Origin of the sequence: Stenotrophomonas sp., from assembly GCF_031995405.1 — a bacterium.
Classification (GTDB): Bacteria; Pseudomonadota; Gammaproteobacteria; order Xanthomonadales; family Xanthomonadaceae; genus Stenotrophomonas.
On the sequence record NZ_DAMAGC010000137.1, the window covers coordinates 1 to 11,062 of the forward strand.

12 protein-coding genes and 1 pseudogene are annotated in these 11,062 nt (G+C 69.3%); all 13 read right to left on the reverse strand.

Annotated features, from left to right (window positions below; genetic code table 11):
• Nucleotides 1-7 precede the first annotated feature (7 nt).
• The gene (gene pncB / locus RTO53_RS17445; RefSeq protein ID WP_312238985.1) at nucleotides 8-1,183 is read right to left on the reverse strand and encodes a nicotinate phosphoribosyltransferase; all 1,176 of its coding nucleotides are present in this window, start codon (nucleotides 1,181-1,183) and stop codon (nucleotides 8-10) included.
• Nucleotides 1,184-1,229: 46 nt separating this feature from the next.
• Nucleotides 1,230-2,066 carry a glycosyltransferase family 2 protein gene (locus tag RTO53_RS17450; RefSeq protein ID WP_312238986.1) on the reverse strand — a complete coding sequence of 279 codons (837 nt, stop codon included), beginning with the start codon at nucleotides 2,064-2,066 and terminating at the stop codon, nucleotides 1,230-1,232.
• Complete coding sequence (locus RTO53_RS17455) at nucleotides 2,063-2,920, reverse strand: glycosyltransferase (protein ID WP_312238987.1); 858 nt, start codon at nucleotides 2,918-2,920, stop codon at nucleotides 2,063-2,065. The genes RTO53_RS17450 and RTO53_RS17455 overlap by 4 nt, the downstream gene beginning before the upstream one ends.
• Before the next feature lie 103 nt (nucleotides 2,921-3,023).
• Complete coding sequence (gene gspD, locus RTO53_RS17460; RefSeq protein WP_312238988.1) at nucleotides 3,024-5,219, reverse strand: type II secretion system secretin GspD; 2,196 nt, start codon at nucleotides 5,217-5,219, stop codon at nucleotides 3,024-3,026.
• Nucleotides 5,220-5,229: 10 nt separating this feature from the next.
• Nucleotides 5,230-6,021: a hypothetical protein gene (locus RTO53_RS17465; RefSeq protein WP_312238989.1), complete on the reverse strand. Its 792-nt coding sequence runs from the start codon at nucleotides 6,019-6,021 to the stop codon at nucleotides 5,230-5,232.
• Nucleotides 6,011-6,850 carry a type II secretion system protein GspM gene (gene gspM, locus RTO53_RS17470; protein WP_312238990.1) on the reverse strand — a complete coding sequence of 280 codons (840 nt, stop codon included), beginning with the start codon at nucleotides 6,848-6,850 and terminating at the stop codon, nucleotides 6,011-6,013. The genes RTO53_RS17465 and gspM overlap by 11 nt, the downstream gene beginning before the upstream one ends.
• Entirely contained in the window at nucleotides 6,825-7,991 is a 1,167-nt protein-coding gene (locus RTO53_RS17475) for a PilN domain-containing protein (protein ID WP_312238991.1), read from the reverse strand. Before RTO53_RS17475 ends, gspM begins: the two co-directional genes overlap by 26 nt.
• Nucleotides 7,988-8,851: a type II secretion system protein GspK gene (locus RTO53_RS17480; RefSeq protein ID WP_312238992.1), complete on the reverse strand. Its 864-nt coding sequence runs from the start codon at nucleotides 8,849-8,851 to the stop codon at nucleotides 7,988-7,990. The genes RTO53_RS17475 and RTO53_RS17480 overlap by 4 nt, the downstream gene beginning before the upstream one ends.
• Entirely contained in the window at nucleotides 8,848-9,504 is a 657-nt protein-coding gene (locus tag RTO53_RS17485) for a prepilin-type N-terminal cleavage/methylation domain-containing protein (RefSeq protein WP_312238993.1), read from the reverse strand. Before RTO53_RS17485 ends, RTO53_RS17480 begins: the two co-directional genes overlap by 4 nt.
• The gene (locus tag RTO53_RS17490) at nucleotides 9,501-9,923 is read right to left on the reverse strand and encodes a prepilin-type N-terminal cleavage/methylation domain-containing protein (protein WP_312238994.1); all 423 of its coding nucleotides are present in this window, start codon (nucleotides 9,921-9,923) and stop codon (nucleotides 9,501-9,503) included. The genes RTO53_RS17485 and RTO53_RS17490 overlap by 4 nt, the downstream gene beginning before the upstream one ends.
• Nucleotides 9,920-10,339 (reverse strand): GspH/FimT family pseudopilin, encoded by a 420-nt coding sequence (locus tag RTO53_RS17495; protein WP_312238996.1) that lies wholly within the window; start codon nucleotides 10,337-10,339, stop codon nucleotides 9,920-9,922. Before RTO53_RS17495 ends, RTO53_RS17490 begins: the two co-directional genes overlap by 4 nt.
• 93 nt (nucleotides 10,340-10,432) lie before the next feature.
• On the reverse strand, nucleotides 10,433-10,861 hold the full coding sequence (gene gspG, locus RTO53_RS17500) for a type II secretion system major pseudopilin GspG (RefSeq protein ID WP_312238995.1): 429 nt from the start codon (nucleotides 10,859-10,861) through the stop codon (nucleotides 10,433-10,435).
• 45 nt (nucleotides 10,862-10,906) lie between these two features.
• Nucleotides 10,907-11,062 (reverse strand): annotated as a pseudogene (locus RTO53_RS17505) (type II secretion system protein GspF); the annotation flags it as partial.

Consider the following 11,062-nt stretch of genomic DNA (forward strand, 5'->3'; position numbering starts at 1 on the left):
GCGCGTGTCACTCAGGTGAAAGTTCGAATACCTGCCTCAGATAGGCCAGATAGCCGGGGTCGTCGCACATGCTCTTGCCTGGCGAATCGCTGAGCTTGGCCACCGGCTGGCCGTTGCAGCGGACCATCTTGATGACGATGTTGAGCGGGGTCGGGCCGAGGTCGTTGGTCAGGTGCGTGCCCACGCCGAAGGCCACCTGGCAGCGACCGCGGAAGTAGTCGAACAGCTGCATCACCTTCTCGATGTTCAAGCCATCGCTGAACACCAGCACTTTGCTGCGCGGGTCCACGCGACGGTCCTTGAAGTGCGCCAGCATGCGGTCGCCCCAGGCGAAGGGATCGCCGGAGTCGTGACGCACGCCGTCGAACAGCTTGCAGAAATACATGTCGAAATCGCGCAGGAACGCGTCCAGTCCGACCACGTCGGACAACGCGATGCCGAGGTCGCCACGGTATTCGCGTGCCCACGATTCCAGCGCCGCCACCTGCGAATCGCGCAGCCGCGGCCCCAGCGCCTGGAACGCCTGCAGGTACTCGTGGGCCATGGTGCCGTGCGGGGTCATGCCGTACAGGCGAGCGAAATGCACGTTGCTGGTGCCCACGAACTGGGCACCGAGCGCATCGCGCATCATCGGCAGCATGCGGGCGTGCCACTCCCGCGAGTAGCGGCGGCGGCTGCCATAGTCGGCGATGCGGCACAGCTCGAAGCCGGGGGTATCGCGCAGCAGCGCGGTCTTGGCCTGCAGGCGGCGCTCGCCCTCGGTGAAGTCCGGCGTGGTGGTGTTGCGGAACCAGACCTCGTTGATGATCGCCAGCAGCGGCACTTCAAACAGGATGGTATGCAGCCACGGGCCGGTGATGTTCAGGTCGATCTCGCCGGGCACGCTGTCCGACGGGCGCAGATCGATGTACTTGCGGTCCAGGTGGAATAGGCCGAGGAAATCGGCGAAGTCCGGTTTGACGAAACGCAGCCCACGCATGTAGTCGAGTTCGTCGGCGCTGAAGCGCAGGCGGCACAGGTGATCGATCTCGTCGTTGATCTGATCGATGTAGGCGGCCAGGTCGATGCCCGGGGTGCGGCACTTGAACCGGTACTGGACCTGGGCGCCGGGGTGCTGATGCAGCACCGCCTGCATCATGGTGAATTTATACAGGTCGGTGTCGAGCAGGGACTGGATGATCATGCCCGGATTATGCGCCTGCCCGGATGTACCGACCAACGCCAGGCAGTTACCGTGCGCGCAGCAGCCGCGGAATCTGCACGAGCGCGTGGGCCCAGATCGCGGCGAACACCGCGCCCTGCACCGGCAGGCTGCGCTGGGCCGCTTCGAACTTGCGGAAGTAACGCCACAGGCCGCGATGCTTGTGCCATTCGACGAAGAACGGGCGCGAGCGGCTGGATACCCCGCGTACGTGGACGACCTTGAGGTCATTGGCGATCGCCACCAGCGCACCGGCCTGGCGCACGCGGCGGCACAGGTCCAGGTCTTCGGCGTGCAGGCGATAGCCCGCGTCCCAGCCGCCGATGCGGTCGAACAGTTCACGGGGCATCAGCAGCAGCGCCCCGGACAACGCCGGTACCGGTTGCAGCGCCTGGCTCGGATCGGCGGGGATGGCCAGCTTCGCGCCCTGCCCCGGCGAGCGCAGCATCGCGCCGAAATCCGGATCGCGGCGGCGCACCGCCGCATCGGGCTGGCCGTGCTCATCGACCTGTTCCACCCCGAGCAGGCAGTGGCCGATGCCCATCGCGCGTTCGCACAGCCGCGCCAGGGTCTCCGGGTCGACCATCAGGTCCGGGTTGATGAAGGCCAGCCACGGTGCCTGGCTGTCGGCCACGCCCTGGTTGTTGGCGGCGGCAAAGCCGGGATTGTCCGGGTTGGCGATGAACCGCACGCGCGGGTCGGCGCTGGCGTGACGCTGCATGATCTCCAGGCTGCCGTCGCTGGAGCCGTTGTCCACCACCCGGATCTCGACCACGCCACGGGCGGCGCGCAGCCGGGCCAGGCAGCTGTCCAGGGTACTGGCGCTCTGGTAGCTGACGATGATCGCGGCAATGGCAAGGCTCAAGCGGGTGACTCCGGTGGGGCGGCGGGCGCGGCGAACAGATCGCCCTGGGACCGCGGCATTATCGCCTGCCGGTGCAGCTGCTGCAGCGTCTCGCGCACCTGGCGCAGCGGATCGGTCATCAGGAACGCAGCCAGCCGCGGCTGCCAGCCCGGCCAGCGCGTGCCGAGCGCATCCATGTCGCCATCGAACGCGCGGCCTTCGCTGGCGCGGGCGACGAAGGCGGTTTCGCACAGGGCATTGCGCCAGCCCAGGCCGGCCATGCGCAGGCTGAGGTCGACCAGGGCGGCATTCCAGGAGCCGTAGCTGTGCATGTCCAGGCCGCCGGCCTTGCGTCGCGCGTTGGCGCGCAGCAGCACCGCGTGGGTCACGGCCGAGGGCAGTTCCGGGTGCATCGGCGGCAGCGCGGCGCAGGCATGTGCCATCGCGACGAGGTCGGCCGGCACCGGGTCGATCTCGCCCAGCCGCGGCCACGCGGCGGTTTCACCCGCATTGCACCACGGCGTGGCCGAGCCGATCGACGGATCGCGCGCGAAGCAGGCGTCCAGCTGCTGCAGCCAGCCGGGCGCGGGAATGGCATCGGGTGCCAGCACCACCACGTCGGCGCCGGCACAGGCCCGCAGCATTTCGTCCAGGTGGGCGACCTCGCCGATGCTGCTGGCACGGCGGGTGTATTCGGCCTGCAACGGCGTGTGCGCCAGCCAATGCTCGATCACCGCCTGCGCGCGTGGCCCGGCCTGGCCGTCGTCGGCCAGCCACAGCGCGGTGCCGGCCGGGGTGCCGGCATCCAGCGCGCCCAGGCACCGGTCCAGGGCGCTGTCATCGACCCCGATCGGCAGCAACACGATCGTCCCCATCGATCCTCCTGTGTGCGGCGTGTGCAACGCGATCGATCAGGATGACCGTCGCCTGGCCGCAGCGTAGCAGGCGCGTTGGCCGCGGTGACACCGCCGCCGGGGGTCAGTCCTTCTTCGGGTGGTTCGGGAACGGCTCCATCGCGCGGAAGCGGCTGCTGTACTCGTCGGTCAGGTTGCGCGACTCCTGGGCGTTGCGCACGATGGTCGGAGTGAGCAGCACGATCACTTCGGTGCGACCACTCTTCTGGGTCTTGCGCCCGAACAGCGCACCGAACACCGGGATTTTGCTCAAGCCTGGAACACCGTTGGAACCATCTTCATCGGAGTCGGTGATCAGACCGGCCAGCATGATGGTGTCGCCGCTCTGCACCGCTGCCTCGGTGGAGATCTTGCGGGTGTTGATCGGCGGATTGCAGGTGGTCTTGGTCGGGTCGCAGCCGGTCGGCGTCGCGCCGGCCGAGCTGACTTCCTGCACGATATCCATGAACACCACGCCATCGCGGGTGATGCGCGGGCGCACTTTCAGGATCACACCGGTGTCGAGGTACTGCACCTGGCTGTAGGTGTTGTCGCCCACGCCGGTGTTGACCGACACCGAGTTGATCGGAATCTTGGTGCCGACGTTGAGGGTCGCCTCGGCGTTGTTGCGCACGAACAATGAGGGGGTCTGCAGCAGGCGCAGGTTGGTGACCTTGTCCAATGCGCTGATCACCGCGGCCGCGTTCTTGCCCAGGAAGGTCCAGCCCAGGCCGCTGCTACCGACCACGCCCGAGGTGCTGCCCCAGATGGAGCGACCCAGCGCGCTGGGCAGATCTGCACCGCCACTCTCTACCGGGGCGTTGACCGCCTGCTCGAAGAACCAGTTGACGCCATAACTGAGGTCGCCCGTCAGCGCCACTTCCGCCACCTGCGCCTCGATATGCACCTGCATCGGCATCACGTCGAGCTTTTCGATCACCTCGCGGATCGAGCGCCATGCCTGCGGCGTGGCGCGCACCAGCAGTGTGTTGGTCTCTTCCACCGCCGACACGCCGACGGTGTCGCCCTTCACTTCCAGGCTGAAGCTGGCATTGCCGGACTGGCGCTGCGGCAGGTTCATCGTGCCATCGCCGAGACCGCCGCCGGTATTGCCCACGTTGCTGTTGTTGAGGCCGTTGTCGCGGTTGCTGCCCATCTCCATCTGGGTTGCGCCCGGGGCCAGCGAACTGCTGCTGCCCCGCCCGCTGCGGCCATTTTCGTTGGCGAAGGCCTCGGCGAGGCGTTCGGCCAGGTCCTTGGCCTTGACGTAACGCAGTTCGTAGGAGAACAGCCGCGCGCTGCCGCCGGCACTGTCGATGCGCTCCAGCCACTGCTGGATCTGGTCCAGGTAACGCGCCTGCGGGGTGATCACCAGCACCGCATTGGCGTTCTCCAGCGGCAGGAAGCGGAACATGCCCGCGCTGGGGGTCTTGCTCTGCTCGCCGAACACTTTCTCCAGATCGGCCGAGACCTGCTCGGCCTTGCCGGACTGGATCGGGAACACGCCGACCGACATGCCCGACAGCCAGTCGACGTCGAAGATCTCCACCGTGCGCAGGTAGTTTTCCAGCTCGGCGCGCGTGCCGCCCAGGGTGATCACGTTGCGGCCACTGTCGACGTTGACGATCGCGTTGGGTCGCGCATACGGCTCGAGCACCTTCTTCATCTCGGTGGCCGAGATGTACTGCAGCGGCACCACCCGTACTTCGAAACCGCGTGCGCTGGATGCCGGCGCGGTGCTCGGCGCGACCGTGCCGGCCAGCGCCTGGTCGGCAGCGACGATGTTGTAGCGGCCGCCGCTGTAGACCATGCGCGCGTTGTTCCAGCCCAGCACCATCTCCAGCAGGTTCAGCGCCTGCGCCGAGGACACCGGCTTGGGCGTAGCCAGGGTGACCGTGCCCTGCACGCCCGGGGCGATGACGTAGTTCTGGCCCAGCATGTCACCGAGGATCGCCTTGACCACCGCATGCACCGATTCACCTTCGAAGTTGAAGGTGGCGGTGCCGTTGCCGGCCTGGGACAGCGACGGTGCCGCCGCTGCAGCGGCACTGCGATTGATCATGGTGCCGGTGCCGCGACGGATCACCGCCTGCGGCGCGCCCTCGGCCAACGGCTCGGCGTCGACACCCTCGCGCGAGCCATCGCCGGCCACCACCTGATGGCTGCCATCAAGGACCGCGTTGCGGCGGACGTCCGGCGCCGGTACCGACGCACACCCGGCCAGCAGGGCCACGGCGAGGGACAGGCAGAAATGACGCGGGGAGAAAAGACGCAATGTCATGCTGTGCACTCTAGTTGTTCTGGCCGGAGCCGCCGGTGGGCGGTCGCTGCGACGGTTGCTGTTGTTGTTGCAGCTGCTGGCGGCGCGCCTGGATGCGCGCGCGGATGGCCTGCATCTGCGCGTCACTGGGGCCCTGCGCGGGCGCGTTCTGCGCCGCAGGCGCCGGCGCCGGCGCGGGCGCAGGGCCGGGCACGTTGACGGTGGCCTGCACCGGACGAGCGGCCTGCGGTGGCGCCATCGGCAACGGCGCCACACCGGCACCGGCCGGCGGCACCGCGCCGTTGACCGGGTTGCCCAGCACCGTCGGTGGCTCGCCCCCCTGGCCGTTGAACACGGTCAGTTCCAGGGTCTGCGTGCCGCCGGGGCCGCTGACCGTGGCACTGCGCGGTTCCAGCGCCAGCAGTTGCCAGCCGTTGACCGGCTCGCCATTGAGGCGCAGCCGCAACGACTGCTTCTGGTCGGTGGTGAGGATGGCCATGCTGAATTCAGAGGTGAGCAGTACGCCGGTGAGGCTGACCGCACTGGAGGCCCCCGGCTCGCTGCCGCCGAGCAGGTACGGGCGCGGCTTGCGGTCCTCGGCGAACAACGGGCGCGCGCCGATCTGCGCATAGGCCTCGGCCGAGGCGATCCGCTCGGGTGCGGCTGGCGGCAACACCGGCAGTGGCGAGGCACTGCGCTCGCCATCGGCGGCGACGGGAATGCGCCCGCCCAGGCCGAACAGGCTGGCAACCCAGATCGCGGCCGCCCACAGCAGCGCGGTGGCCAGCCACCAGCTGCGCAGCGAAGACAGTTCAATCTTCATGGCTGTCCTCCCGGCCTTCGGCTGCGCGGCCGGCGGCGTCGGCAGCGGCCTCGGCGGCCCGCGTCGCGGCATCGGCGGCCGCCTGCGGGTCGTTCGGCACGGCCATCGCCGGCGCCGGACTCAACCCGGCGCCGCTGGACATCGCCGGTGCCGGACTCAGCCCCGCAGTACCGGACATCGCCGGCGGCGCCGGGTCGGACGCGGCACGGGTCGGCGCCGCGCCTGCGGTCGCATCCGCCATCGCATCCGGCTTGAGGTAGCCGACCAGTTCGAAGGACACGTCCAGCCCGGTGCCCGTTTCATTGGGCGACTGCTGGAAACGCTGCGCGAGCAGGTTGAGGTTGTTGATGAACAGCCTGGGGCTGCCGGTTTCCAGGGTGTACAGCACCGCCGCCATTTCCGGGATGCCGCAGCGCAGGCGTACCTGCAGCGCGATGCGCGGGAACTGCGTATCGCCCCGGGTGTCCTGCAGCGGCGAACGGTTGCTGATGGTGCAGCTGCGGTTGCCGGGGCTGGCCGAGGCCACCGCATCCTGCAGGCGCGAGGACAACGCCGCGGCAGCGGATTCGGCCGTGGCCTCGCGCAGGAAGCCGGGGCGCCCGGCAAGTGCGGCCTGTGCCTGCTGCAGGCCGCGCGCGACGGCAGCGCGCTGCTGCAGCTGGGCCTGCACGCGCTGGTCGCGCTCCTGCAGGTCGCTGATGTCGGTGTTGATCGCCAGCAGCGGACGGGTGAACCACGGGTGCACCAGCACCAGGTAGGCCGCCGCGATCACCGCCAGCAGCAACGCCAGCGCCAGCCAGCGGTCACGGCGTGTGGTCGGCATTGCCATCGGCAACCTCCGCGGCGGGGGCGGCAGCTGCCGGCCTGGCGACCGCACCGGGCAACGGCTGCAGTTCGGCGGTGAGGGTGAAACGGTCGCGCCCGGCGGCGCCGCCATCGGCCTGCAGCACGCCGGTCAGGTTGACCTTGCGCCACAGTGGCGAGTCCTGCAGCAGCGGCACCAGCTGCGAGGCTTCGCGGCTCAGCCCGATCAACTGCAGCGAATCGCCTTCCACCGACAGTTTTTCCAGGTAGGTGCCATCGGGCAGCAACCGGGTCAGTTCATTCCACAGTTCCACGGTGCTGGCATGCGCGGTGCGTTTCTGTTCCAGGAACGCGGCGCCTTCCACCAGGGTCTGCAGCTGCTGGCGCTCGGCGGCGACCTGGCGTGCATCACGCGCAGCGGCGTTGACCTGGTCGCGCAGCGCATCGGCCGCGACCTGGCGGTTGTGCAGGATCTGCTGGCCGGCCAGGGCCAGCAGCAGCAGCGTGGCCACCGCCAGCAGCAGGTTCCAGCGTCGCATCGGGTCGCGCAGGGTCTGCCGCTGTTCCGGCGGCAGCAGGTTCACGCCCAGCGGCTGGCCATCGGCGTCGGCGACGTCGATGCCGGCCACGCCCTGCGCCCACGGCCCGACCTGCTGCGCCCACTGCTGCAGTGCCTGCTGCGGCATCACCACCAGTTCGACCTGCAGCTGGCCATCGTCCAATGCGCCCAGCTCACGCACATCGAAACTGACCTGCGCCGGCTCGAACGGGGTCTGGCGATCGATTTCAAAACGCACCACATCGCGCAGGCGCGCCGCCGCCGCCGCCGGCAGCCGCAGCGGTCGGCGCAATGCGGCGCTGGCCGGCAGCAGCCAATGGCGCGGCAGCGTGCGCAACCGCGCATCCAGGCGCTGTTCCAGTCCTGCAGGGGTCTGCGGCCAGGGCAGTTCGATCACCCGCTGTGTGTGCGCGCCCGTGTCGCGCAGCACCATCAGCTGCTCGCCGTGCTGCTGCAGCAACAGCCGCGAGCGTGACCACCCCAGCGCCCACTGCCACCGCTCGGGCAACCACGCCAGCAGCGAACGCCGCCACCAGCGCAGGCCATTGCCCACGCCCGGCGCCAGTTGCCCCTGCGCCCGCACCAGACTGTCCCGCCATGCCGTCATCGTGCTGCCATTCCCTGTTCCCAACGAAGTACTGTGTAAGTCGTTCCCGGCGTGCCTGCGTTCCCCATCCGCACCACCCCCTGCAGGACCGACACCCGGCCGCGATCATCCATTGCGCGGCTCTCGATACTATAGGTGCCGCTGCCGCTGGCAAGCGCTGCACCGCCCACTTTCTGATCTTCACCCACCGCGGACTGTTCGCGCTGGGCCAGCAGTTCCCGTGCATCCAGGCCCATGGCGGTCAGCACCGGCCCGGCGGCAAAACGCGGATCGGGACGCGACTGCCGACTGTACAGGGTCAGCATCGGCTCCAGTTGTTCATACAGCGCGGCATCCATGCCGAGCACGCGCTGCAGTTCGCCCAGTGTCTCGAAGCGGTTGTTGCGCGGGCCGTACGGCAGGCCGGCGGCAACGTACTCGGGCAGCTCGGCACCGCCGACGGGCTGCTTGAGGCTGTCGGCATCGCGCCAGTCGACGATCGCCCCGGCCAGTTGCTGGGCGCGCGCGGTGTCCACGCCCATCGCGCGGAGGAAGGCCTGTAGCAGCGTCGCGTCGGCGAGGTTCAGGTTGATCTTGCCGTTCTCATCGACGATGCGCAGGTCGATGCGGCGCTGGTCGAAGTCCCACCTGTAGCGGCGCCCGTCGGGCGTCCATGCCGGGCGCGTGGCGCTGGGTTGCAGGCGGTACAGTGCATATTCCAGTCCGGCACGCGCGTGCTCCTGGCCGATCGCATCGTCGCCCACCACGCGCTGCTGCAGATGCTCCACGCGCGCACTGAGCGCGAACGCGCCCACCACGGCAGTGAGCAGGGCGATCAGCCACAGCACCAGTACCAATGCGGCACCGCGCGCGCGCCTCACTGGCGCGCCCCGCGCTGCTGCGCAAGCGCGGCCACCATCGGCGGCCATGCCGGACCCTGCCGGGGGGTGACGGTGATCGAAACCAGCGTGGGCAGGCGCCGGGTGTCTTCCCAGCGGTCCTGCCAGTCGCCGAGTTCACCGTTGCGCGGGTCGATGCCGCGATAGCGGAACGCCACCGCGCGCAGCCCATCGGCGAGCACTTCCGGCGGACGCGGCGGCGTTTCCTCGATGCGCTCGCCGTTCTGCACCAGGGTGAGGGTCACTTCCAGGCGCTGCGCGTCGCCGCTGCCCCGCACCTGCAGGTCATGCACGTACGGCCCGCCGCGGCCGAGATACCCGGGCAGGTCGGAGACGAACAGCATGTGCTGCGCCTCGCCCAGGAAATACAGCGGCTCGCGGGTGGGATCCGGCGGCGTGGTCGCGGTCAGCATGGCCATCGACAGGCGCCGGCGCAGGAAGCCTTCGACCGCGCGCATGCGTTCGTTCTGGGACACCATCTGCTCGCCGCGCTGGCTGATCGCCATCGCCGAGCGCACCGTGGCGAAGGCCAGCGCCAGGCCACCGACCAGCAATGCCGTTGCCAGCAGCACTTCGATCAGGGTGAAACCGCGTTGCGCGCCGGTGCGCGCGCCGGTCAGGCGGTGGACGTTCATCGCGCACCGCCCGGGTTGGCTGGCAGCAGGCGCAGGCTGCGCCACTGCAGGCGGTCGCTATCGGCCTCCCCCCACTGCACCTGCAGGGTCAGCTGCGCCAGCGTTGGACCTGCCACCGGTTCGGCCGTCAGCGCTGCCACTGCCGCCCCACGCGGCTCCACGTACGGCGCCACGTCCAGCTCCCAGCGGTAGCGACCGTCCTCCCACTGGCCGGTGCTATGGCCGGCCTGCAGCGGCGCTTCGATACCGGTCACGGCCAGCAGCGACTGCGCGTGCAGCACCGCGCGGCTGCGCAGGTCGGCCTGTCTGATCTGCCGCGAGGCGCCGGACAGGCTGCCCAGCAGCAGGGTCAGCGCCAGCGCCAGCAACGCGAAGGCGACAATCACTTCCAGCAGCGAATAGCCACGTTGGCGCTTCATCGGTGCTCCCGCGGCTGGCCCGAGCGCACTTCGCCGGTGATCCAGCCCACGTCGATCCGCCACACCGCACCGCGCACCTCCAGCGTGATGCTGCCACCGCTGGAGGCACCATCGGGGTAGAAGGCGATGGCGCCCTGCCCGGTGGCTGCCGCGACTTCTCGCGCGCCACGGAAGTGCACCTCCAGCGTGGCGGGCAGGGTGCCATGGCGGCCGTTGGCGCCCTGCCAGGTGCGCGCCTGCGGATCGATCAGGAAGCGCTGGCGTTCGCCGGTGGCGATGGCCTGGGTGCGGGTGTAGCGCAGCTGGGTGGCCAGTTCCTTGCCGGCATTGCGCAGGCGCATGCCATCGATGCCGCCATTCATCGCGGTGGCGGTGACCACGCCGACGATGGCGATCAGCGCCACCACCAGCAGCATCTCCAGCAACGACAGCCCCGCAGCCACGCGCGCAGGGCGCGATGGACACCGGAGCGGTGCGCGGCGTGGCGGGAGAATGGCCGGCAAGCAGGCTTACTCGTAACGGATGTCGGCGTCGTAACTGCTGCCGCCGACCTTGCCGTCCTTGCCGAGGCTGATCAGGTCGAACGGCTGGCCTTCGCCGGGCACGCGGTATTCCAGCGGGTTGCCCCACGGATCGTTGAGGTCGGCCGGCTTGGCATACGGTCCCAGCCAGCCGTTGCTGCCGCTCGGCTGGGTGACCAGCTCATCCAGCTTGGCCGGCAGCTTGCCGGTATCGAGCTGGAAGTTTTCGACCTTGCCGGCCACCGTCTGGATCTGGGCCTTGGCGATGTTGGCCTTGCCGCGATCGGCGCCGCCGAGCACGCGGCTGCCGACCAGGGTGAGCACCGCGCCGATCAGCACGATGACGATGATGATTTCCAGCAGGCTCATGCCCGACTGGTTGCGCGGCGAGGAAAAACGGATCAGGCGGCGTTGCATGCGGCAGGCTCCTTGCAGGATGTCATGTGTAGGGGTGTGCCATCGTCATCCGATGGCGTTGGTGAGGTCGTACAGCGGCACCAGCACGGACACGATCACCAGGCCAACCACCGAGGCCAGCCCCAGGGTGATCACCGGAACCATCGCCGCCAGCAGCCGGTCGCTCGCGCGCGCGCTTTCCTGTTCGCAGGTATCGGCCGT

What these genes read in the sequence shown, in the direction of transcription:
- RTO53_RS17455 (WP_312238987.1), bottom strand. Translation starts at nt 2,920, where the DNA reads ATGGGGACGATCGTGTTGCTGCCGATCGGGGTCGATGACAGCGCCCTG.
- gspD (WP_312238988.1), bottom strand. Translation starts at nt 5,219, where the DNA reads ATGACATTGCGTCTTTTCTCCCCGCGTCATTTCTGCCTGTCCCTCGCC.
- RTO53_RS17485 (WP_312238993.1), bottom strand. Translation starts at nt 9,504, where the DNA reads ATGAACGTCCACCGCCTGACCGGCGCGCGCACCGGCGCGCAACGCGGT.
- RTO53_RS17465 (WP_312238989.1), bottom strand. Translation starts at nt 6,021, where the DNA reads ATGAAGATTGAACTGTCTTCGCTGCGCAGCTGGTGGCTGGCCACCGCG.
- RTO53_RS17490 (WP_312238994.1), bottom strand. Translation starts at nt 9,923, where the DNA reads ATGAAGCGCCAACGTGGCTATTCGCTGCTGGAAGTGATTGTCGCCTTC.
- RTO53_RS17495 (WP_312238996.1), bottom strand. Translation starts at nt 10,339, where the DNA reads ATGCTGCTGGTGGTGGCGCTGATCGCCATCGTCGGCGTGGTCACCGCC.
- RTO53_RS17475 (WP_312238991.1), bottom strand. Translation starts at nt 7,991, where the DNA reads ATGACGGCATGGCGGGACAGTCTGGTGCGGGCGCAGGGGCAACTGGCG.
- pncB (WP_312238985.1), bottom strand. Translation starts at nt 1,183, where the DNA reads ATGATCATCCAGTCCCTGCTCGACACCGACCTGTATAAATTCACCATG.
- gspG (WP_312238995.1), bottom strand. Translation starts at nt 10,861, where the DNA reads ATGCAACGCCGCCTGATCCGTTTTTCCTCGCCGCGCAACCAGTCGGGC.
- gspM (WP_312238990.1), bottom strand. Translation starts at nt 6,850, where the DNA reads ATGGCAATGCCGACCACACGCCGTGACCGCTGGCTGGCGCTGGCGTTG.